The sequence below is a fragment of the Thiohalocapsa marina genome, from assembly GCF_008632335.1.
In the GTDB taxonomy this organism is placed as follows: domain Bacteria; phylum Pseudomonadota; class Gammaproteobacteria; order Chromatiales; family Chromatiaceae; genus Thiohalocapsa; species Thiohalocapsa marina.
On record NZ_VWXX01000002.1, the window covers coordinates 203662 to 224995 of the forward strand.

At 64.2% G+C, this 21334-nt stretch carries 19 protein-coding genes; 6 read left to right on the forward strand and 13 right to left on the reverse strand.

The genetic code is table 11. The features are described 5' to 3' along the window. Positions 1-29: 29 nt before the first annotated feature. The gene (locus tag F2Q65_RS02390; protein WP_150090026.1) at positions 30-1076 is read right to left on the reverse strand and encodes a rod shape-determining protein; all 1047 of its coding nucleotides are present in this window, start codon (positions 1074-1076) and stop codon (positions 30-32) included. Positions 1077-1317: 241 nt separating this feature from the next. Here F2Q65_RS02390 and gatC point away from each other — a divergent pair, with 241 nt between their 5' ends. Both gatC and gatA read left to right on the forward strand, forming a co-directional pair. Then, complete coding sequence (gatC, locus tag F2Q65_RS02395) at positions 1318-1605, forward strand: Asp-tRNA(Asn)/Glu-tRNA(Gln) amidotransferase subunit GatC (protein ID WP_150090028.1); 288 nt, start codon at positions 1318-1320, stop codon at positions 1603-1605. Positions 1606-1762: 157 nt separating this feature from the next. Further along, on the forward strand, positions 1763-3217 hold the full coding sequence (gene gatA, locus F2Q65_RS02400; RefSeq protein ID WP_150090030.1) for an Asp-tRNA(Asn)/Glu-tRNA(Gln) amidotransferase subunit GatA: 1455 nt from the start codon (positions 1763-1765) through the stop codon (positions 3215-3217). Positions 3218-3304: 87 nt separating this feature from the next. Here gatA and F2Q65_RS02405 read toward each other — a convergent pair whose 3' ends face one another. The 6 genes from F2Q65_RS02405 to F2Q65_RS02430 all read right to left on the reverse strand — a co-directional run bounded on the left by F2Q65_RS02405 (position 3305) and on the right by F2Q65_RS02430 (position 9439). Continuing rightward, positions 3305-3604 carry a type II toxin-antitoxin system RelE/ParE family toxin gene (locus F2Q65_RS02405; protein WP_150090032.1) on the reverse strand — a complete coding sequence of 100 codons (300 nt, stop codon included), beginning with the start codon at positions 3602-3604 and terminating at the stop codon, positions 3305-3307. 10 nt (positions 3605-3614) lie between these two features. Continuing rightward, complete coding sequence (locus F2Q65_RS02410; RefSeq protein ID WP_150090034.1) at positions 3615-4601, reverse strand: glycoside hydrolase family 26 protein; 987 nt, start codon at positions 4599-4601, stop codon at positions 3615-3617. Next, on the reverse strand, positions 4594-6213 hold the full coding sequence (locus tag F2Q65_RS02415; protein ID WP_150090036.1) for a glycosyltransferase family 2 protein: 1620 nt from the start codon (positions 6211-6213) through the stop codon (positions 4594-4596). The genes F2Q65_RS02410 and F2Q65_RS02415 overlap by 8 nt, the downstream gene beginning before the upstream one ends. Next, positions 6203-7567, reverse strand: a complete 1365-nt coding sequence (locus F2Q65_RS02420) for a hemolysin family protein (RefSeq protein WP_150090038.1) — start codon at positions 7565-7567, stop codon at positions 6203-6205. Before F2Q65_RS02420 ends, F2Q65_RS02415 begins: the two co-directional genes overlap by 11 nt. Next, the gene (locus F2Q65_RS02425; RefSeq protein WP_150090040.1) at positions 7540-7890 is read right to left on the reverse strand and encodes a DEAD/DEAH box helicase family protein; all 351 of its coding nucleotides are present in this window, start codon (positions 7888-7890) and stop codon (positions 7540-7542) included. The genes F2Q65_RS02420 and F2Q65_RS02425 overlap by 28 nt, the downstream gene beginning before the upstream one ends. 91 nt (positions 7891-7981) lie before the next feature. Beyond that, positions 7982-9439, reverse strand: coding sequence for a hypothetical protein (locus tag F2Q65_RS02430; RefSeq protein WP_150090042.1), 1458 nt, complete (start codon positions 9437-9439; stop codon positions 7982-7984). A gap of 167 nt (positions 9440-9606) precedes the next feature. Here F2Q65_RS02430 and F2Q65_RS02435 point away from each other — a divergent pair, with 167 nt between their 5' ends. Further along, a complete protein-coding gene (locus F2Q65_RS02435; protein ID WP_150090044.1) occupies positions 9607-10821 on the forward strand; it encodes a hypothetical protein in 1215 nt (404 codons plus the stop codon). A 106-nt stretch (positions 10822-10927) separates the two neighbouring features. On the opposite strand, the gene F2Q65_RS02440 is transcribed toward F2Q65_RS02435, so the two are convergent. From F2Q65_RS02440 to F2Q65_RS19365, 4 genes are all read right to left on the reverse strand, one after another. Then, positions 10928-11221 (reverse strand): PqqD family protein, encoded by a 294-nt coding sequence (locus tag F2Q65_RS02440; protein ID WP_150090046.1) that lies wholly within the window; start codon positions 11219-11221, stop codon positions 10928-10930. A gap of 58 nt (positions 11222-11279) precedes the next feature. Further along, positions 11280-12137, reverse strand: a complete 858-nt coding sequence (locus F2Q65_RS02445) for a sulfotransferase domain-containing protein (RefSeq protein ID WP_150090048.1) — start codon at positions 12135-12137, stop codon at positions 11280-11282. A gap of 5 nt (positions 12138-12142) precedes the next feature. Continuing rightward, on the reverse strand, positions 12143-13069 hold the full coding sequence (locus F2Q65_RS02450; RefSeq protein WP_150090050.1) for a phosphoenolpyruvate carboxykinase (ATP): 927 nt from the start codon (positions 13067-13069) through the stop codon (positions 12143-12145). A 155-nt stretch (positions 13070-13224) separates the two neighbouring features. Continuing rightward, positions 13225-13386, reverse strand: a complete 162-nt coding sequence (locus F2Q65_RS19365) for a hypothetical protein (protein WP_170265462.1) — start codon at positions 13384-13386, stop codon at positions 13225-13227. 174 nt (positions 13387-13560) lie between these two features. Here F2Q65_RS19365 and F2Q65_RS02455 point away from each other — a divergent pair, with 174 nt between their 5' ends. Beyond that, complete coding sequence (locus F2Q65_RS02455; protein WP_170265463.1) at positions 13561-14646, forward strand: CapA family protein; 1086 nt, start codon at positions 13561-13563, stop codon at positions 14644-14646. Between the two features lie 34 nt (positions 14647-14680). Here the strand turns inward: F2Q65_RS02455 and F2Q65_RS02460 are convergent, their stop codons facing one another. Next, positions 14681-17179 carry a Mur ligase family protein gene (locus F2Q65_RS02460; RefSeq protein WP_150090054.1) on the reverse strand — a complete coding sequence of 833 codons (2499 nt, stop codon included), beginning with the start codon at positions 17177-17179 and terminating at the stop codon, positions 14681-14683. A gap of 124 nt (positions 17180-17303) precedes the next feature. Further along, positions 17304-19196 carry an asparagine synthase-related protein gene (locus F2Q65_RS02465; RefSeq protein WP_150090056.1) on the reverse strand — a complete coding sequence of 631 codons (1893 nt, stop codon included), beginning with the start codon at positions 19194-19196 and terminating at the stop codon, positions 17304-17306. A gap of 110 nt (positions 19197-19306) precedes the next feature. On the opposite strand from F2Q65_RS02465, the gene F2Q65_RS02470 reads away from it, so the two are divergent. Together F2Q65_RS02470 and F2Q65_RS02475 are read left to right on the forward strand one after the other, a co-directional pair. Then, the gene (locus tag F2Q65_RS02470; RefSeq protein WP_170265465.1) at positions 19307-20476 is read left to right on the forward strand and encodes a glycosyltransferase; all 1170 of its coding nucleotides are present in this window, start codon (positions 19307-19309) and stop codon (positions 20474-20476) included. Between the two features lie 43 nt (positions 20477-20519). After that, positions 20520-21287, forward strand: coding sequence for a TylF/MycF family methyltransferase (locus tag F2Q65_RS02475; protein WP_150090060.1), 768 nt, complete (start codon positions 20520-20522; stop codon positions 21285-21287). The last annotated feature ends 47 nt before the right edge of the window (positions 21288-21334 follow it).

The following is a 21334-nucleotide window of genomic DNA, read 5'->3' on the forward strand; positions in this document are numbered from 1 at the left end:
GCCGCGGGCGGCCGTCCGGGCGTGCTCCGCTAGTCGCTGGAGAAGAGGTCGATGCCGCGCTGGCCGATCATCTCCAGGGCCTTGCCACCGCCCCGGGCGACACAGGTCAGCGGATCCTCGGCGACCACCACCGGCAGGCCGGTCTCCTCGGCGATCAGGCGGTCGAAATCCCGCAGCAGGGCGCCGCCGCCGGTGAGCACGATGCCGCGCTCGGCCACGTCGGCGCCAAGCTCCGGCGGCGTCTGTTCCAGCGCCTGCTTGACCGCCATGACGATGCCCATCAGCGGCTCCTGCAGTGACTCCAGGATCTCGTTGCTGTTCAGCGTGAAGCTGCGCGGCATGCCCTCGGACAGGTTGCGCCCCTTGACCTCGATCTCCAGCACCTCGTTGCCGGGGAACGCCGAGCCGATCCGGTGCTTGATGCGCTCCGCCGTCGCCTCGCCGATGAAGGTGCCGTAGTTGCGGCGGACATAGCTGATGATGGCGTCGTCGAAGGTATCGCCGCCGATGCGCACGGAGTTGGAGAAGACGATGCCGTTCAGTGACATCACCGCCACCTCGGAGGTGCCGCCACCGATGTCCAGCACCATGGAGCCGCGAGGCTCGTGAACCGGCAGTCCGGCGCCGACGGCCGCGGCCATGGGCTCGTCGATGAGATAGACCTCGCGCGCGCCGGCGCCGGCGGCAGACTCCTTGATGGCGCGCCGCTCCACCTGGGTCGAGCCGCAGGGTACGCAGACCAGCACCCGCGGGCTGGGGCGGATCATCCGCGTCTGATGCACCTTGTGCAGGAAGTACTGCAGCATCTTCTCGGTGACGGTGAAGTCGGCGATGACGCCGTCCTTCATCGGGCGGATGGCGGTGATGTTCTGCGGCGTGCGCCCGAGCATCTGCTTCGCCGCCTCGCCCACCGCGGCCACGGACTTGCGTCCGCTCTCGTTGTCCTGGCGGATCGCCACCACGGACGGTTCGTTCAGCACCACGCCCTGGCCGCGGGCATAGATCAAGGTGTTGGCCGTTCCCAGGTCGATCGACAGATCGTTGGAGAACAGCCCCCGAATGCGTCTGAAGAACATCAACGTGTTACCCCGAACAGGAATGAAGGGCGTCCTGGCACTGCCGTCACGCCGATGTCGACCCGTTGCGCCCCGTCAGGCGTTCGTGGCGGCCCGGATGCCGGACCGGAAAACCCTGATGCAATGGGTGATTGCACTAATCTATCAATGCGGCCGATGCAGGGCAAGGCGGCATTTTTCCGACGCGGCGGATGTGATAAGTTTGCGGGTTGAGTTTCGGATTTTTTGCGGGAGCACCTGCATGGCACTGGACAAGACCGACGTCGCCAAGATTGCCCACCTGGCCCGCCTGGCGGTGGACGATGACGCCCTGGACCATTACGCGAGCGAGCTCAGCAGCATCCTCGACCTGGTGGCGCAGATGAACGCCGCGGACACGTCAGGTGTGGAACCCATGGCGCATCCGCTGCACATGGCCCAGCGGCTGCGGCCGGACCGGGTCACCGAGTCGAACCAGCGCGAGCACTTCCAGCAGATCGCGCCGGCCACCGAAGGCGGGCTCTATCTGGTACCCAAGGTGATCGAGTGACCCCCGGCGCCGACTCGGCTCCGACTGGGTCCTGACCCAGCCCCTGGTACGGGCCCCGGAGCCTGCCCAGATCGCTGGCCCAGATCGCTGGCCCAGATCGCTGGCCCGATCACCATCCCGATCCAGACTTGGATCCAGCTTCCGACCGTCCTCTCTCATGCATCACAAGACCATCGCCGAACTCGCCGCCGGCTTGCGCGCCAGGACCTTCTCCAGCCGCGAGCTGACGCAGCACTACCTGGAGCGCATCGCACGGCTGGATCCCGGCCTGAACAGCTATATCACCGTGGCGGCAAACGCGGCCCTGGCGGCCGCCGACGCCGCCGATGCGCGCCTCGATGCCGGTGACGCCGGCCCGCTGACGGGCATTCCCATTGCCCACAAGGACATCTTCTGCACCAACGGCATCCGCACCAGTTGCGGCTCGCGCATGCTCGACAACTTCATCGCGCCCTACGACGCCACCGTTGTCGAGCGGCTGGGCGCCGCCGGCGCGGTGGTGCTGGGCAAGACCAACATGGACGAGTTCGCCATGGGCTCGAGCAACGAGACCAGCTTCTACGGCCCGGTGCGCAACCCGTGGGACCAGACCCGGGTGCCGGGCGGCTCTTCCGGCGGCTCCGCCGCGGCGGTGGCCGGCCGGCTCTGCGCTGCGGCCACGGGCACCGACACCGGCGGCTCGATCCGCCAGCCCGCGGCCTTCTGCGGCATCACCGGCATCAAGCCCACCTACGGCCGCTGCTCGCGCTGGGGCATGATCGCCTTCGCCTCCAGCCTGGATCAGGCCGGCGCCATGGCCCGTTCCGCCGAGGATGCGGCGGCCCTGCTGGGGGCCATGGCCGGCTTCGACTCGCGCGACTCCACCAGCGTCGACAGGGCGGTGCCAGACTACGGCGCCGAGCTGGGTGGTGACATTCGCGGGCTGAAGATCGGGTTGCCGAAGGAGTATTTTGGCGAGGGCCTGGATGCCGGCGTCGCCGCGTCGGTGCAGCAGGCCATCGACCATTACCGGCGGCTCGGGGCCAGCGTCCACGACATCAGCCTGCCCAACGCGTCGCTGTCGGTACCGGTGTACTACGTGGTTGCGCCCGCAGAGTGTTCATCCAACCTGGCCCGCTTCGACGGCGTGCGTTTCGGCCATCGCTGCGCCGAGCCGCGGGATCTGGAGGATCTGTACAAGCGCAGCCGCGCCGAGGGCTTCGGCGCCGAGGTGCAGCGGCGCATCATGATCGGCACCTACGCCCTGTCCGCCGGTTATTACGACGCCTACTATCTGAAGGCGCAGCAGATCCGTCACCTGATCAGCGACGACTTCCGCCGGGCGTTCGAGCAGGTGGACGTCATCATGGGGCCGACTGCGCCGACCACCGCCTTCGCACTGGGCGCCAAGACCGACGACCCGGTGGCCATGTACCTGAACGACATCTACACCATCGCCACCAATCTCGCCGGCCTGCCGGGGCTGTCGCTGCCGGTGGAGCCCGTCGCGGGGCTGCCAGTGGGGCTGCAGATCATCGGCAACTACTTCGACGAGGGTCGCCTGCTCAACGTCGCCCACGCCCTGCAGCGCGAGACCGACTGGCACCTGCGAACCCCCGACGGCTTCGCCTGACGGGCAGGCCTCATCGCCCGGTGCATGGCGGCGCCGGGGAACAAGGTGGATAACGGCATATTTGCCGGGTGATGAGCCGGGCAAATCTCAGAGTCTGGGCCGGCTTTCCTTGTGATGCCAGATTCGGAGGATATGGATTTCGGAGCCTCCCACCAGGTCGCGCGCAATGTATTTGCCGATCACCAGATCCCTTATCCGTGAGGGATCTGGCGCTGATCCGGCCTCGGTACCAAGGAGCGGAAACCCGTGCAATTGGCCAATGCCCTGCATGCTCGATTCGGCTGCGCACTGCGCGGCCTGCGGGTTCAGCGAAGGCGGCTCCGAGACCTGGGCGACCACCAGGGTGTCCGCGGGCGGCTCGATGCGCCCGCAAGCGGTCATCAGCAACGCCGCAAGATCATTCGAAGATATCGCCCGGGATTCTCCAGTCGCGAATGACTGTCTCGTCAGGCCATTTGACGACGTCTGTCGCGTTGAAATAAACAATCGTCTTCAGCAGTGGAAACTGGTCGAGATTTTGAAACAGGTCGCGCATCCACAGTTGCTGATAGGCCGGGCTGCCCTGCACGCCCAACTCGGCGATCATGATGGGCCGGTCGAAGATGCTGATCCATTGGTAGAGCGGCTGGAACAGCTTGACGAAGGAGCGCCGTCGCCGTTCCACCTGCATGTCGAGGCGAGCGTCGCCGAAGATCGTCACCGCCACATAATCGGCGTAACGCGTCCCCGGCCAGTAGTCCGCCAGCCCGCTGTTGCCCATGGGCGACCAGATATAGTAACCCTCGGCGATTTGCCGGCGACAGGCGTCGACAAAGCCGCGATAAGCGGCGATATAGTCGTCCGCCGGCTGGCCTGACCAGGGATAGCGCGCCTGCCGCGACTCCATCTCGTGACCCCAGCGAACCAGCAGCGGGGATTCCAGCCGTCCGAGCATCCGGCAGGTGGTGTCGATGTTTTCGTCATAGGCGCCGGCCAGCACCTGTTGGAGAAACCCGCCCTCTGCCACCTGTCGGCCATCCGAGCTGGGTTCGATGGTCACCATCAGCCAGCGTCCGCGGTCGCGTGCGTACTGGTGCATGGCATCGAGCGATGCACCATGGGAGGTGCGCTCCGGATCCAGCCACGACAGAAAGACGTGCTCGATGGCAACACCTTGCGCGTCGCCGAACGCCTGCTCCCCGTCCGGCCCGGTCAGCGGGTCGTAGACGCCGTAATTGGTCGATGGATGCTTGAGACGCGACACCGTTGGCGCAAGGACTGCTTGCGCCCTCCAGAGCAGTGACTGGACCCCGGGCGTGCCGTAGGCAACGACGACCATGACAGGCAGCACCAGCGCCAGGCCGGCAAGCGCCTTGAGCGTGATTCTGACCAGCGGGTTACTCATCGGTCGGGCACGAGGCCGCATCGTTGATGGACGCCGCCGGCGCCCGGGCCGCCGGCGGCAGAAAGGCGACCACCGAGAATGTCAGCGCGTAGATGATCGCATTGAGCGCGCTGAAAAAGACGTAACCGACCATGTCGTCGGCGGGGTGCAGCAGGAATACCGGCAAGATGGCAAACAGCGAGCATGCGAGGTAGGGCATGGCCAATCTCGCCGGCGACCCCGCCGCGCTGGGCGTTCCCGGCTTTGGCGTGACCTCGAAGACCCATCGGCGGCGAAACAGCCGATCCCCGATCCCCGCCACAGAGCCGAGCAGCGACCAGGGCCAGCGCAGGATGAGATAGAGCAGCGCCTCCCAGCCCAGGCAACGTGCCGACGGGGGTCTCGCAAAACCCTGTCGGCACAGATAGCGATAGAGCAGCAGCAGCGGCAGGATGATCAGCCCGAGGCGCCACAGGAATTGCGCAAAGCTCACCGTGACCAGCGGCGTCGACGAGAACAGCGCGATGGCGGGCAGCAGCAGAACCACCAGCATCGACACGGACGACAACAGGTACCAGAGCTCCGTGTAGGCAAACTGCAGACGGTGGCTCGGGGACAGGCCGCGCCAGTGGCGCGGCAGATGGCCCAGCAGGATGTTCATCAGGCTCCTGGCCCATTGAAACTCCTGCACGGCAAAATCCCTGAAGCAGCGCGGGCCATGGCCATGCGCGGTCGCCGAGAAGGCGTGCACGCCTCGCCAGCCGGCGGCGTTGAGCATCAGCGTGGTGGAATGATCTTCGGCCAGTTCTGGCCCAAGACCGCCGACTGCCTTCAACGCCGCCGTCCGTATGGCGTAATGGGATCCGAAGCAGAGGGGGACGAAGCCGTTCGCATGGCCCGCCTGCTGCAGCCCGTGCAGGTGCGCCTCGGCATATAGCCGGGCACGTGCCGGCCAGCTGTGCCCGGCATTCCGGTCGCAAATGCTCGGGGCGGAGACATACCCGACACGGGCGTCCAGGAAGGGCCGCAGCATCGCCTCGAGGTACCCCGGTTGCGGCACGTGATCCGCATCCAGTTGCACGACAAAGTCATACGTATCGTAGCCGAAGTGGTCATAGAAGTAGGCCAGATTTCCCTCCTTGCAGCCCGTTCTTCGGGGCCAGTCGGGCCGGTGATATTCGGCCACCGCGTCGCGGCTGCTGATCTTCACGCCATTGAAGGCGCACCAGCGGATTGTGACTGCGTCCGGGCGTTCGTCGGCGAGCCAGGTGTCATGCCGGTAGTCCTGCGCCAGCATCCCGCGCAACGTCTCCTGCACCATGGCGAAAGGCTCGCCCGGGGCCTTGGTCACGACCATCGCGACGCGCCAGCCATCCGCCGGTGCTTGCCGCGTGTCCGGAATGCGCGCCCTCGAGATGAAAAAGAGAAAATAGGCGGATGTGAGCGTGTCCCAGAAAAAGACCAGCGTAATGGCCCAGAATCCGCCCTCGGTCACGACGTGGGCGGGGTCGAACCACCAGGCGTAGAACGACACCAGGGCGCCGAACCAGCAGGCCGTGAGGCCCGCAAGAACCAGGCGCTGGGTCAGCGAGTAGGGGCTGACAAGAAACGGAAAAGCCCGTTTATTCGACATGTCCCCGGCCGGCCCCCCGGCCGTCTGGGGAAGGATCCATGCTGCCGCTGTCCGCCCTTGGATCGATCGTCACCAGCACCTTGTCCACGCGTTGCCGGTCCATGTCCATGACCTCGAAGCGCAAGCCCGCCGCTTCGAAGCCGTCCGCCGGGCGCGGGATCTGGCCGAGCATGTGCATGACGAAGCCGCTGACGGTGTGGAACAGTCGCGTCTGCTCGTCCGGCAGTGGTTCAGGCAGGCCCAGCGCGGTGTGCAGCCGCTCCAGCGACAGTCCGCCATCGATCAGCCAGGAGCCATCTGCGCGGCGCACGATCTGCGGATCCTCGGTGGCGTCCTCGCCCACCGGCCCGCCGACGATGGAGCCGAGCAGGTCGGCGAGCGTGACCAGTCCCTCCAGGCTGCCGTATTCGTCCACCACCAGCAGCAGGTTGACGCGGCTGTCGCGAAACTGCTCCAGCAGCTGCGTGCTGCTCAGCCCCTCAGGCACGAATCGGGCGGGATACAGCAGCGACTGGATGCGCGCCTGATCCGGGGGGCGCCCGTCGAGACAGGTCGGCAGCAGGTCCGCGACCTTGAGCAGGCCGAGCACCGGCCCGTCCAGGCCGCCACGACAGACGGGAAGCAGCCCATGGGACGACGCAGCCAGCTCCCGATGCAGTACCTCGGGCGGATCGGCCAGATCGAGGTGGTCGATGGCGTTGCGCGGCGTCATGATGGCGCGGATCGACTGCTCGTCCAGCCGCAGGATATTGGCGACGATGGGCCCCTCGCTGGCGTGGAAGACGCCCGCTTCGGCGCCCTGGGTCATGAGCACCTTGATCTCCTCGTCCGTCACTGGCGGCCCGGCCGCGCGCTTCGCGCCCAGGCCGCGCAGGATCAGCGCGCTGGAGGCCGACAGCAGCCAGACCAGCGGCAGCGCCGCACGCGACAGCCAGCGCAGCGGCCGGGCGACGCCCGCGGCAATCGCCTCCGGCGCCAGCAGCGCCAGCTGCTTCGGCACCAGCTCGCCGATCACCACCGACAGGTAGGCGATGCCGCCGACCACCAGCGCCAGCGCCAGCACATCCGCCCAGGGCGCCAGCACGGGCACCGCCGACAGCCAGACCCTGAGCGGCTCGGCGAGGGCCGCCTCGCCGATGGCGCCGCTCAAGATGGCGATGGAGGTGATGCCGACCTGGATGGTCGACAGGAATCCGCCCGGCTGCTCCTGCAGTTCGACGGCCGCCCGTGCCCCGGCCTTGTCCTGGTCCGCCATCCCCAGCAGTCGCGGGCGGCGGGCGGAGACCACGGCGATCTCGGACATGGCGAAGACGCCGTTCAGCAGGATCAACAGCAGCAGCACAAGCAGTTCCATGACTCAATCCCGCGCAGAGTGGAGATGTCGCGCTTCTGCCGGCTATAGCGGCGATACGCGGCCTGACGCTCGTCCTCGCCGCCGGGAATGAAGGGGCCGAACGGGACTCGCAAGAAGGAATGCAGCGTCACACCACCGGCATTGATCGCCGCCACGCCGGTGGTGGCGGTGACGATCATGCGCTTGGGCGCTGCCTGTTGCAGCGCGTGCAGAAAGGTCGTCCTTCCAGCGCCCGCCTTGCCGGTCAGAAAGACGCCCTGGTCGGTCGGGCAGACAAGATCCCGAGCCAACTGCAACCGCGGATTCGACTTTGCCGTCGTCATGGCGCGATGGGCCTTGAACGGGAATGGTATCAGACATGCGAGGATGAGCGGCTCTGGTGTCTGGTAACCTGCGCCATCGGGAACTGCTGGCCTATTCAGATTTTCCCGCGCGCCACTTAATGCTTCGGCTGACTCGCGGCCACGACAGCCCACGCGTCTGTCCGTCGTCCGGACATGTCGCCCCGGTCGCTCTTAAGCCCAAGACCAATGCCACCCAGAACAGAAGAGCGGGAACAATGGCGAGCAGGTGCCGATTGATCCCTGTTCCGTTCACCAGGTTGATCTGTTCCTTCGTGAACAGGTTCACTGCCAACACCAGCGCCAGAATGGTGATGACGGAGATTCCAACCAATCTGTGGCCGGGCTCGGGAAAGCGCAGCACGCCGAGGATGATCACCCATGGCGCGATGAACCAGAGTAGCAGCCAGGTGCCGTCCGCCATGAGTCGTTGCCAAAGCGCACCCCATGCCGGTGCTTGCGAAAAGGAGCCGACCCGGGAGAAATAGAAGGTCTCGCTGTTTACGATGATTCGCCCTTCCTTGGGTAGAGGGAGATCGATGCCTAGGGTGTAGATCCACGCGAGCAGCAGGATAGCGCCACCGGCGGCGAGGGCCGCCAGCCACCGTCCTGAAATTGCTCCGGTCATGAAGGCGCCAAGCAGAATCGCCGCATGGATGATGGTGTGCCGATCCAGGAAGGGGATGATCGCAACGCAGATGAGAAACAAGAGCCATTGACGGCGGTTCAGTCCGGCCGCGATGTGGTACCCGGCCATGACCGCGAGCGCGATGAACGCCGACAGCCAAAGCTCGAAATACCCGCCCAGCATGACATGGACGCCGTACATCGGCAGCGCAACAAGCACGTACACGAAAATTAGGGACGGGAGCCGGTCGACGCCAGCGCCTCTCAGCTGGCCGTATAGCGCGAGGGGTAGCGCGAGCCCGGCGACCCACCATGGAAGATTTACCAGCGACTCATCCCAGCGCCCAAGCGCCAGTGCCTGCCATACCTGAGCAAGCGGAATCAGTGAAGAGGTCAGGAATCGTTCGTCCGAGGTGACGAAGGATAGACCATCGGCTTCGAAGAGCGTCTTGGCGATATGGCTCCAGGTGGCCCAGGCATCCCAGGCGAACACGGGCATCCACAGAACCTGCAGCAGGTAGACCGCGAATCGCCCGACAACGAGCACAATGACGCCCCCGGCGATGACCCGAACCGGGATCGACGATTGTGCCCAGATGCGTCCGGTTGCCGACAAAAGTTGTTCTGGCGAGGGTGGCAACGGCAGCCAGTGACGGAACCGGATGCCCGCCCCGAGCGCGATGGACGCCAGGAGGCACTGGACCAGCAGGTAATGCCAGCCACCAAGGAGATGGTCCAGCGCCAGCAGCAACAGGACCGCGAGAACGATTCCCAGGAAATAGCCATAGCCAAGGACGGCTGCAACACGACCAACCGAGGCTTTGGACCACAGCGCCGATATCATGGTGATCCCGGCTAGCCAGGGCACTCCAAGGGCGAGAAACATCTTCAGCGCTACCAACATGATGTGGCTCCCTGTTTGCCTTGCGGTGTTTTCCGATTGCTATGCCGCGCTGCCTCGGATAGCACGAGCACGAGTTGCGCCGCTCCCTGCGGCGGGGCGCAGGCCACGCGCCCCGATATCTCGAACGCCGGACACATACGCTTTTCCAAGAGGGTACACTACCTGTCATGATGACAAAAAGCTCCGATCTTCCCCCGACAGGGGCCGGCCGCCAGTTCCTGCTCCAGCTCGCCTCGTGTGCATTGCTGGCAACCATCAACATCGTGGTGCTGTTGCCGATTGTTGCCAGCCACAGCGAAGAGCGTGCGGTCATACCCGCTGAGGCCTTTCGGCTCGTCGAGGGGCATGCGACGCGGCTAGGCGACGAGTGGCAAATTCAGGCCCCGTCGGGTCGCGGGCGGGTCGTGCTTCTGGCGGTTTTCCGCAGCACCACCAATGCCGATCGCCTGCGGCAGCTCGAAATCGAGCTCGGGGGGGCAAGTGCTACGCCCGACGTCATGCTGTACTGGGCTCCAGCGGGCTCGCGCACGCTGACCGGAAAGCAGGCGCTACAAGACCCGGCTGCGCCCGTTGAGTTGGCGCAGTTGTCCGACTGGCCCGCGCGGATCGGTGCGATCGGTCTCGGTTTCAGCGGTTCAGCGCTCAAGGGCACTACATTCGGTGGCGTCACCCTGAGCGCGGGCGAAGCGACTTTCGTGAATTTCTACCGCCGGCTATTCGCGGATTGGACATGGCACCAGGGTTGGATCCAGTCGAGCATCAATCTCACCGCCGGCTATCGCCCCAATGCGCCGATCAGCCCGAATGCGGTGCTCGCTGCGTGGGTGGGGCTGTCGTTGCTGTTCCTGCTCGCCTGGCGTCTGTACCACCGGATTCCCCTTGCCAGGGCGCTGCCAAGGGCTGGCTGGTTCACGGTTCTGGGTGTCGCGTGGTTGCTTGCGGATGCGCATTGGCAATTCGAGCTATGGCAGCGACTGCTTGACACTCAGCGCCTCTATGCCGGAACGCCGTCGGCGGACAGGGTCGTGGATCTCGGTGCTCAATCGCTCCAGATCAGGGCCCTGCAGCAGGCCAGAGCAGGGCTGCCGCCTGAAGCAACGATCCATCTCGTGTCGCCGTCAGAGGCGCTTCGGCTGTATCTGCGCTATCGGCTGCCAAATCCGGTTCTGCTCTACCACGAATTGCATCCAGAGTCGTTCGAATGGATCAAACCGGGAGACGGTCTGCTCCTGCTTGGGGCGACCCGCAGCCAGTTGCAGCCTGTGCCGACGGCAGATGCGTCATCAGCACGATTCCAGCTCACTTTGGATGGGGAGCCAACTGCGATTACGCTGGAGTCGGTTGGCGATGGCGTTGGCCCCTTGTTTCTGGTTATGGAGTAGCAACCACGACAAACAACGTCCCCCAGGCGACTGAGATCCGAGCGCGCCATAAAATCTCTGCATGTGGCTTATTAGGGCACATCGTCCGCGTGGTCGCTCAGCCGCCTCAGGTCGAGGTGGAGACCAGACCCTCAGCAGCCATCTTGTTCAGCAGTTTCAACACGTCATGCCGGCAGATATCCGGCGCGACCGCATATTTGCTGGTCAACTGCTCGCAGAGGTCGCCGATACGCATCGGTTCGGCTAACCGTGCCCAGATCTCGGCACCAATGGGATCGAGGCTGAAATACTTGCCGCCTTCCAGATCCATCATGACCAGCGCATTGTCCACGGGACTGCTCATGATTCGATCAGAGCGTGCCACTCTGGTTTCTAGAGTGATGGCTGGGGTCTTATCCATGGTTTTCTCTCTTCTGGGTAAAAGCGATGGAAACTGCCCGTGAATCGCGCCAACTCGCTTAGTCGACGAGCGCGTTTTTTTCGTAGCCGAAGCGTCGCATGCAGGCCTGGTGCCGGCGCAGGATTCGGGCGACCTGCTCGGGCGACAACTCCTCACGCCAGGCATCGGACCTGCCCTGACGAAAGAAGCGCGGCGCATTGATGAGCCGTTCACTGAAACCCGTGCTGGCCTCGGATGCCTGCAGGCGATCGAACCGGGTCTGCTCGAGGGCCCAGTCCAGAGCCCGTTCGTCCAACGACAGGTTCAGCGCATCGATCAGCCTGAAAAACTCGCGACGCGGCTCAGCGCACAGATCCTCATAACGCAGCAGAAGCACGGGAAACGCCGTTTGCCCCAGCCAGGAATCGACGTGGGCGCTCCAAGCGCCGACCGGCTGCGGCAGTTGCCGATGCAGTTTTCGATCGGTTCCGGCCAGGCGATAGGCGTCCGAGGCCATGTGCTCGATGGCCTGGTCGATGGAGCAGCCAAGATGACTGGCCAAGGAGGGCGCCACGGCCAACGGATTGCGCACGATGTAGACCGCCAGCCGCGTCGCATCCGGCGGAAAGACCGGCTCTCCCGAATCGGCGTGGCGCCACGCATCATGGACCTTCATGAAGACTGGCCGTGTGGCCTCCCGGTTCAACGAGCGGTAGACCTCGGGGCGCAGGCGATCGATCTCGGCGGGGATCAGATCCGATGCCGGGAAACCGATCACGCGATCGAACAAGCGTCGGCTGGCGGCATGCAGGCCGACGTCGAGCCGATTGATGTCCAGGGCCGAGCCAGGCCCGTTCTGGTAGGCGGTCAGAAAGGCGCGTACCCAGGTGTTACCGGACTTCGGATAGGATGCCAGCCAAACCAGTTGGTTGGGCATCGGGATCAGGACAGAAAGTCGGCTTCGAGCCGGTCGGCCAGATCCCCTGGATGCAGGCCGCCGCCATCGGGGCGGCGGATCGACACCACACGCACCGCATTGGCCACGGCCACGGCGCGGCTGAAATGCTCGGTGTGTAGCCCCATGCGTTTGATGGTCAGTTTTTGCCAGGTGTGGTCCAGCAGCGCGTTGAACTTGGCGCTATCGCGGCGCGGCTTCATGCTGAGCTCCGGCCGGTTGTGCGTGGCGAGCTGATAGATGGCACGCACCGGCGCGGCCTGGGTGACGAGATTCGCACCGGTCGGCACCATGAACTTTTCCAGCTCGGCGCGAACCCGGGGCAGGTCCGCAGTACCCAGGCCAAGCGCCTCAGCACTGTCCGCCCAGAGCTTGTACACGCCTACGCCAGGCCAGACTTGAGGCATGCCTGCGTCGTTGAGACGAATGGCGGCCAGGTCATCGCAGATCATGGGATAACCGCGCTGCATCAACGCGGCCAGCGTGGTGGACTTGCCGGCGCCGGAATGGCCAACGAAGAGCACGGCGCCTCGGGCCGTCAGGATACCGCTGCCATGCAACGGCAGGTAGCCGCGCTGGTGCAGCAACAGCGCGGCGCCGGTTCCCATCAGCAACAGATTCAGGGCGTCGTCCGAGCAACCGTCATGGCGTTTTACCCGGATACGGTTGCCGTCGGTAATAAGGAGTCGGGCCACGCCGGGCAGGCCGATGCGCGCCACCGCGGGTCCCGCTTCGCGCAAGGGGCCGCACGCACGGACCTCGCCGGCGGCCGACGGCAAGTCGCCCTCTTCGACCAGGACGTCCGCGGCCTGCCCCGCCGGTGCGGCGGGGAAGGCTGGGAACGGGAATGGCAGATGCCAGCGCAGGCCGAACGCCAAGTGGGTTGCGGTACGGTCGGATATCTTTGTAGTCAACAGGGTCTGTGTTCTGTCGGACTCACGGCCCGATGATTCTTGCACGGATTTGAATCGCGGCTTGCGGCTGGGCTTCGCTATATTTGTTAACGTCACACGACCAGCGCACTCCGCGACGCTGGCCTGTCCGACACTCGATATCTGACCCGAAAACCTCAGTCGGGGCTTGAGAACTGTCCTAGATCGGCACCAGAGCCAGTTTCGAACTGTGTGTCCAGACTGACATGCAACGTTTCGAGCTCCGGTGCATGCCAGGGCACGCGGTCGTCTGTGAGTCCTTCTACATCGGCTTGGATGATCTCGTGGTCGCGGTTCATGCGTCTCGCCTCCGAATCTATGCTGTGCGGCCGTACCGCTCGTGGTTCAAACCTGCTACGGAGTATAGTCCGTATTAACGGATGCGCAACCAGCCGACCAACCAGCTTGGCTGGAAGCAGTCAGGCGATTTTCGTTGTCGTTTGCGTCCTAGTCCGCTGGGAGGAGGTCTTTCCGTGATCTTGTCCAAGCCGGCCGAGAGTGTCCGCCTGTTTCTCGCCGGGGATGTAATGCTCGGGCGTGCGATCGATCAACTCTTTATCCGGCATCACCCGGATATCCTGGATAAGGATGACTACAAGCCCGCCTGGTTGTACCAACACCTCAGCGAGGCGATCCATGGCGCGCTGTCCAGGCCGGTGGCATACGCCTCGATATGGGGTCCGTTGCCGGAACTGCTGGATGCGGCCGATACGGACCTTCGGCTGCTGAACCTGGAAACGGCCATCACAACCAGTGACGACTGGGCGGTCAAGCCCTGTGTCTTTCGCATGCATCCCGCGAACATGCCCTGCCTGTCCGCGATCGGCCCTGATTGTTGCACGCTCGCCAACAATCATGTGCTGGACTTCGGTCGAGCCGGACTGATCGAGACCCTCGACTTGCTCAGGCATGCGGGGATCGGTCAGGCCGGGGCAGGCTTGGATATTGACGAGGTCGTTCAGCCCTTTGTCCGAAACTTGCCCAGCGGCCCCCGTTTGGTCATCCACGCCTGGGGTGCGCGTGATGGCGGCGTGTTTCCGGATTGGCAGGCCGCGACCGATCGCCCCGGGGTGAATTACCTGCCGGATTACAACGCAGACGCGGTCGATCGAATGATCGAGCAGGTTCGGGCGTTCCAGCAGCCCGGAGACATCACCATCGCCTCGCTGCATTGGGGTGCCAACTGGGTGCGGAAGATCCCGGAGGAGCATCGCAGACTGGCTCGCACCCTCATCGACAGCGCCAGCGTTGATCTGATACACGGACATTCGTCGCATCATCCGATCGGCATGGAGGTCCATCGTGGAAAACTGGTCTTGTACGGCTGCGGTGATCTCATCAATGATTACGAGGGGATCGTCAACCATCGTCGCTGGAGGCATGACCTGACGGCTGCGTACTTCGTCGATCTGGACACCGACAGCGGTGATCTGCGCGGGCTGACCTTGCGGACCTTGCAGCGCCGCCAATTCAGGCTCGGCTATCCCTCACCCGACGACGCGCTGTGGCTGACGACCCGCATCGGCCAGCTTAGCCCGCGCAGTCATGCCGGGGAATGACACATCCCAAGATAGCCACATCATCGGAACTGCATCAGGCGCCCTTGAGCAACTCGCGGACCATCTGGAGCGGCCTCAGCGAGCCGTAGGTGATCACCACCAGCAGATCTCCAGTCAGGGGCCGGCGGAAGGCCAGTTCCACAGCCTCATCATGCGACGCCGCGATGGTGATGGCGTCTCCATCGATCCCCGCATCTGCGAGCCCCCGGGCAATCAGTCTGGCCACTTCACCGGCGGGGCGATCACGCACGGTCTCCAGGTCGGAGGTGATGAAGGTCGAGAAATGCCCGGCGACCACGCGCGCGGAGTCCAGGATGTGTTGATTGGAACGGTGGCCCCCGATTGCCAGCATCAAATGGCGCCGCCCCTGGATCGGAAGGGTGTCGACGAAGGCACTGATTTCGGCAAGGGCCTCCGGATTCCCCGCCTTGGTAACAATCAGCTGGTAGGGCAGGCCCTCGATGACGTTCATGCGGTCGGGGTTCGTTTCCGGGGTGGACCGGAAGTTTCCAAGCGCGGATGCGATGGTGGCGAATGGCATGCCCATGCCATGGGCCGCGGCGGCGGCGAAGAGTGCGTTGACAATCGCCGGGCGAAATCGGCCATCCCAGGTATCCGGAATGGCCGAGGCCAGCAGGCTGCCGATCATCCGCTCGCCCCGACAGAATGTCAGTTCGGGCCCTGAATCCCGCTGCTGCAGGTAAGCCGCGAGGCCGCCCGTCGCCAGATGGTCCAGGATGGCGGGATGATCGGCGCGTTCGCTGACCAGACAGATGCGATCTGCGCTGATGCCGCGGCGCATGCCCAGGCACAGCGGGTCATCCGCATTGAGAATCGCCAGATGACGCGCATGGCGAACCACCAACGCCTTGATCTCCGCCAGCGTTTCCCGGTTGATGATGCCGTCCTGTCCAATATGATTGTCGAGCAGGTTGAGCACCATGCCGACATCGACGGCGTCGAGGTCCATGCCATACTTGAGTAAGCCGCCCCGGGCGAGCTCAAACACCCCGACTTCGGCAGCAGGGTCGAGCAGCAAGGTGCGCGCCATGGTGCCGCAGGCAACGTCGCCGATATGTACAGTGTCTTGCCCTATCCAGGCTCCCTGCGTGGTCGACAGCGCCACGGTCTTGCCGGCTTCAGCCAGGATGGCGGCAACCATGCGGCAGGTGGTGGTCTTGCCGACGCTGCCGGTGATGCCCAGGGTTGGAATGCGGCCCGTCTCTCCGGCCGCAAACAGCGACTCGATGATGGGGCCCGCGACATCTCTCGGACGATCCGCCCCGAGATGCACTCCCAGACCCGGTGAGCGATTGACCTCGATGATTGCACCGGGCTCCTCCCGCCATGAGCGATGGATGTCCGGCGTGATGAGGTCGATGCCGGCGACGTCGAGTCGCATCAACCGCGCAACGCGCTCCGCCAAGCGGCGGTTGTCCGGATGGATACTGTCGGTGACATCGATGGCGATGCCGCCCCGCGACAGGTTCGCGGTCCTGCGCAGTTCAACGCGCCGGCCTTTTTCCGGCACCGAGTCCAGGGTCAAACTGGCCGCAGCGAGACAGTCGATCGCTTCCTGATCGATGACGATCCGGTCCAGCCAGCGATCATGCGGCAGGCTTCGATTGGGTTCCAGGTTGAGCCGATCGACAAGCTGGCGCACGCTCTGGCATCCGTCTCCGGTGACCGCGCCCGGCAGCCGCGTCGCCGCGGCAACCAGTCTCCCGCCGACCACGAGCAGACGATGGTCATGGCCCGGGATCTGCCGCTCCAGGACAACGCCGGTGCCGAATTCCGCCGCGGCGGCAAAGGCATCGGCGACCGCCTGGTCGTCAAGCAATCCCATACGGATGCCCATACCCCGGCCAAGGCCACGGGGCTTGACGACGACCGGATAGCCAAGCTGTCGCGCCCGCTCGACGGCCTGCTCGGCGGATGTCGCGCCCAGGGTACCTGGCGTAGGTATGCCCTGGGCAGCCAGCAGCCGGTTCGTCTCCAGCTTGTCATCGACGAGTTGGTGACTGATCTGGCTGCAGGCATCCGTCAGGGTTGCAGCAATGGTTCGGCCGAAGGTGCCTTGTCCGAGCCGGAAGCGCCGATTGGATGCGCCGAGTCGATGAAAAGGGATGTCGCGCCGGGCAGCGGCTCGCAACATTTCTAGGGCATTCAGTGACATGCCTTGATTGCGAGCGGCATGTCGAAACCGCCAGAACCGTGCGACCAGCAGCGCCTTGGAGGCCATCGTGACGGTTGCATCGGGCGACAGTGCCTGGTCAAGGCTATCGAGGCCCAGTGTCAATGCGGAAAGACCAATTTGCGTGTCATCACAGGGCAAGAAGGCGTCGGTTCGGAGCCGATCTGCATGCAGGCGTTCACCGGTTTGCGGCTGCACTGAATAATCCCGAACCAGCAGCTCGACGAGGCTCAGCAACAGCGTGACGAGGGGGTACGGCCCGGCACGAAAGGCATCGGGCGCGCTCAGCTCCGGCTCGCCAGCGTGCAAAGGCAATATCTGGCGCAGTCCTTCCAGCACGCGCAACGCATCGGGCGCACCGACCGGCCAGGCCGGAGAGCCGAGGGATCCCTGTGGATCCTCTATCGTTACCAGCAGGCCAGAATGCGGCGACCAGAGATTGGGGCCTCGATAGAAGCGATGCTCAATCAGTTTTAACAGAGTCGGATCCCCTCTGGTTGAGAAACAACCCGGCCATCAGCCCACGCAGCAGGATGGTTCCGGCACGGTGCGTGGTCAGCGCCGTGGTCTCCCGCTGCACATCGGCCCAGGCTTGGCGCATCTTGACCGGATCGACATACCGATTGGCCGGCAGCGCGTCCACGGCAGCCAGCGCCGCATCCACCTCTGACGCGCTTGCCAGCAGGCGTCCGGCCAGGTCGGCGGACTGACGACCACGCCGGCGGTTGAGCCGCACCTCGTCGGGCAGCAGACCCTCCATGGCCTGACGAATCAGCCAGCGATCGGTGCCGTCCGGAGCATCGAACAGACGATCGGGGACGGAGAGGGTGTAGGTCATCACGCGTTTATCCAGCGTCGGATCGCGCACCTCCAGACCCGCCGCGGCACCCTGCCGCGCCCAGAGATCACCGCCTCGGTCAGCGCCGGGCTGGATGATGGCATAGCGTTTGTCGCGCGGCGTGCGCCAGGCATCGCGCGAATAGAGGTCGACCCCTGTCGCCTCGATACGACGCTGGTTCAGCCCCAAGCGCCGCGCGAAGTCGAGCTGAATCGCGCTTCCGGTCCAGGCCTGCCGAGTGGCACGCAGTCGCATTGCCGCACGCAGCATCCAGAGCGGCGCGATTCGGCGGATGCCATGCTTCCAGCCGGCGTGTCGGAACATGGCGAGAGGAGACCGCAGCTCCGGCGCGCCGGTCCAGCTCACGGTCGCATTCCCTCCCTGGCCGGTCAGCAGGGTGCCCAGCCCTTTAACCTTGGCTTGGTTGAGCAGGTCCTGGATCCAGAAATAATTGCTGGCGGCATGGCTGGGCTCTTGCAGTATGGCCAGGGCGCGCACGATGCCTTGCATGGGCGAGTACCCTGCGCTGTCGAGCAAGATGTGATCGACGTTGCTCCAGGCAGCGGCGGTGGCCGCCGCATAGCCTGTCTCGTCGCCGAAACGGCGTGGACCGACGCCTTGCGAGCTATCGTAGCGGGGCACGGCGGTAAATGCGGTCAGCCGTTGTCCCGTGCGCGCCAGCGCTTGCGCAGCCAGGGCGGTGACGGATCCGGAATCCAGGCCACCACTCAGGGTCGTGCCCACCGGGCGATAACTGCGCAGCCGGCAGCGAACCGCCTCGTCATAGACCTCTAGGAAGCCCTCGGCATAGTCCCCGGGGGTCGACAGCCGCAGCTCGGGCGTGTCTTCAAGTCGCCAGTAGCGCCAGACACGGGTATGGTTGGGCGTGATGGTCATCGCGTGCGCCGGCGGCAGACGCTGCACGTCCAGATGGATCGTCTGCGAGCCGTTGGCGACCGGCCAGGAAATGAGCAACTGGGCCAGAAAGGGTTCATTCAGCCTTTTCGGGACACCGACGGCATGAAGCGCCTGCGGGTCGGAGGCGAAGGCGAACTGCTCCCCCTGTCTCCAGTGATACAGACTGGTGTTGCCCTGGTGGTCGCGCGCCAGGAACAATTTGCGCTCATCCGGATGCCAGATGGCGAAGGACCAATCCCCCAGCAGATGATCCGGGCAGGCCTCGCCCCAGGCGAGATAGGCGCGCAGAATCAGCTCCCCGTCGGGTGTCTCGGGGCGGTCCACCGACGGAATCGAGAAGGCATCGCACAAAGACCCCCGGTTATCCAGCCGGGCCTCGGCGGTGATGGCCAGCCGTGCATCCGGTACCCAACGCGGAAGGCGTTCGTGCACGGCCTCCGGGGTATTGTAGAGCAGCGACTGCCCGAGACCGCAGTGGGTATCGTGCCACCGGTCGCCGCCATCCGGCCCCCAATGGGTCATGGCGCCTCCCATTGCGTTCAGACGCTGCTGGAGCAGCGGATGACCGGAAGCGTCGAAAAACCCGAAGATGCCGCTCATGATTATCTTATTTGCCTGGTTGCTGCTGGATCAGTCGCCTGTCGAGTATTGTGAAATAGATGCACCTTCAGCGTTGGCATCAGTATGGCGATAGGAGGCCCCCTGAATCAATGATACGTATCCTGATGCTCGGTGACGGTTCCCTGACCGCCGTTCAACGGCCCTTGGCCTGGATGCTGGCGTCCGGTTGCCGGGTCTGGCTGATGAGCGGTACGGACCCGTACCAGCGATCTCCGCCCGCGAACTATGGGTTCTTGCCCTTGTCGACCCCAGCATTGGGTGAAGGGTACGGTGCGGAGGCCGTGGGCGCGGGGGCCGCGGAGGTGACGCGGGCGGTCGAGCGGATAAGGCCGAGCCTTATCCATCTCCATTTTCTTGGCTTCGAAGCGACCTGCTGCGTCGCGGCTGGCATTCGACCACATGTCCTGTCGGTGTGGGGCGCGCTGAATCATCTTCTCAAACCAAAGATGACTCGGAATGCGGCAGCGCCGGAGAGCACCGAAAACAAGGCCGTCGATCCCCTTGTCGATTTCGCGCGAACACTGATTCTGGAATCCCCGGCGCTTGCCCAGGCCGCTGCTGCCCGTTATGGGGCGGGCAAGCGCATCGAAATGATCCCGATGGGTGTCGACACGCGCCGTTTCTGCCCCGACAACCGGTCGGAGCGCGCGGCCTGGCGCAAGGCACTGCAGATTCCCGAGGACGCATTCGTCATGCTGTCACCACGCGGCTGGGGACAGATCTACAATCACGACAAGATCCTCCGTGCCTTCGCCCGTGCGCGACCGCGCTTGCGCAGACCGACGCTACTGGCCTTCTCAAAAATGGGACGCAACACGCAAACGGGGGAGGCGCCCCGGGTCTTCAATTCGGTGATGGAACTTGCCGAATCGCTCGGCCTCAGGGACGCTATTCGGACATTGCCCTGCCTGCGCTACGAGATGATGCTGGGCCTGTACGCAATGGCCGATGCCGTGGTCAACTTTCCCTTGCAGGACGCCTTTCCGTCGACGCTGATCGAGGCCGCGGCCTGCGAGCGGCCAATCCTGTCGGCCAACCTGCCCGCGTATATCGGAACCTTTGTCGAGACTTGCTGCGATCTGGTGGAGCCGGAGAATGAATTGGCACTTGCGGATGCGATCGTCGAGTTTGTCAACCAGCCCGAATCCAGCCGGAGGGAGGCGCTGATTCGCGGGCGGACAGAGATTCTGGAACACTACGATGAGCATCTGTGCCGGGCGCTTTTGTTGCGACTGTATACTGACCTCAATCGAGAATAAATCCTGACCAATCCTTTCCATGCTAAAAAATCCAGGGCAACGAATGACTCCCTCCGCACTCTATCTCGACCTGCTCAAGAACTGCCTGACCGGACTCCTGTACGAGGATATACCTTCCGTTGCCTTCCCCTTTGGCTATGGAATGCCGTCTGACAAATCGCCGGAAACCTTTGTTCGGGTCTTCCGGGAAACAGGTCGCGATGTCCCTGGCCGGGCGCAGACCATGGTGGGCCTGCGACGCCTCAACAACGTCCAGCAGTGCATTGAGACCGTGTTGACCGAGAAAATACCCGGGGATTTGATCGAGACGGGCGTCTGGCGCGGCGGTGTGACGATCTTGATGCGGGGGATACTCAAGGCGCATGGCGTTGTCGATCGGGTCGTCTGGGTTGCTGATTCATTCCAGGGTCTGCCGGTCCCTGATCTTGATCTTTACCCATCTGATGCCATGCTGTCGAAAGAGGCCGGGCACCTCGCCGTCTCCAAAGATCAGGTCAGGCAAAACTTCCAACGCTATGGTTTGCTTGATGAGCAGGTGCAATTTCTTCCGGGCTGGTTTAAGGATACCTTGCCCACTGCACCCATCGAACGGTTGGCGGTATTGCGGCTGGATGGCGATCTCTATGAGTCGACCAAGGATGCGCTCGTCAATCTATATCCGAAGCTTTCTCCAGGCGGGTTTGTCATCATCGATGATTACAATATCCGATCCTGCCGAGAGGCCGTTGATGACTATCGCTTGGCTCAGGGTATCGAAGAGCCCATTGAAGATATCGATGGTTGGGGGGTGTTTTGGCGGCGCTCTGAGTAACTCGATGTTGGCGGCGCAATCCTTGGCGAAGTGCTTCCCACAGGTCG

Excerpts from the sequence above, each read along its gene's own strand:
- F2Q65_RS02390 (WP_150090026.1), bottom strand. The coding sequence starts at position 1,076 with ATGTTCTTCAGACGCATTCGGGGGCTGTTCTCCAACGATCTGTCGATC.
- gatC (WP_150090028.1), top strand. The coding sequence starts at position 1,318 with ATGGCACTGGACAAGACCGACGTCGCCAAGATTGCCCACCTGGCCCGC.
- gatA (WP_150090030.1), top strand. The coding sequence starts at position 1,763 with ATGCATCACAAGACCATCGCCGAACTCGCCGCCGGCTTGCGCGCCAGG.
- F2Q65_RS02410 (WP_150090034.1), bottom strand. The coding sequence starts at position 4,601 with ATGAGTAACCCGCTGGTCAGAATCACGCTCAAGGCGCTTGCCGGCCTG.
- F2Q65_RS02415 (WP_150090036.1), bottom strand. The coding sequence starts at position 6,213 with ATGTCGAATAAACGGGCTTTTCCGTTTCTTGTCAGCCCCTACTCGCTG.
- F2Q65_RS02420 (WP_150090038.1), bottom strand. The coding sequence starts at position 7,567 with ATGGAACTGCTTGTGCTGCTGCTGTTGATCCTGCTGAACGGCGTCTTC.
- F2Q65_RS02425 (WP_150090040.1), bottom strand. The coding sequence starts at position 7,890 with ATGACGACGGCAAAGTCGAATCCGCGGTTGCAGTTGGCTCGGGATCTT.
- F2Q65_RS02430 (WP_150090042.1), bottom strand. The coding sequence starts at position 9,439 with ATGTTGGTAGCGCTGAAGATGTTTCTCGCCCTTGGAGTGCCCTGGCTA.
- F2Q65_RS02435 (WP_150090044.1), top strand. The coding sequence starts at position 9,607 with ATGATGACAAAAAGCTCCGATCTTCCCCCGACAGGGGCCGGCCGCCAG.
- F2Q65_RS02440 (WP_150090046.1), bottom strand. The coding sequence starts at position 11,221 with ATGGATAAGACCCCAGCCATCACTCTAGAAACCAGAGTGGCACGCTCT.
- F2Q65_RS02445 (WP_150090048.1), bottom strand. The coding sequence starts at position 12,137 with ATGCCCAACCAACTGGTTTGGCTGGCATCCTATCCGAAGTCCGGTAAC.
- F2Q65_RS19365 (WP_170265462.1), bottom strand. The coding sequence starts at position 13,386 with ATGAACCGCGACCACGAGATCATCCAAGCCGATGTAGAAGGACTCACA.
- F2Q65_RS02465 (WP_150090056.1), bottom strand. The coding sequence starts at position 19,196 with ATGAGCGGCATCTTCGGGTTTTTCGACGCTTCCGGTCATCCGCTGCTC.
- F2Q65_RS02470 (WP_170265465.1), top strand. The coding sequence starts at position 19,307 with ATGATACGTATCCTGATGCTCGGTGACGGTTCCCTGACCGCCGTTCAA.
- F2Q65_RS02475 (WP_150090060.1), top strand. The coding sequence starts at position 20,520 with ATGACTCCCTCCGCACTCTATCTCGACCTGCTCAAGAACTGCCTGACC.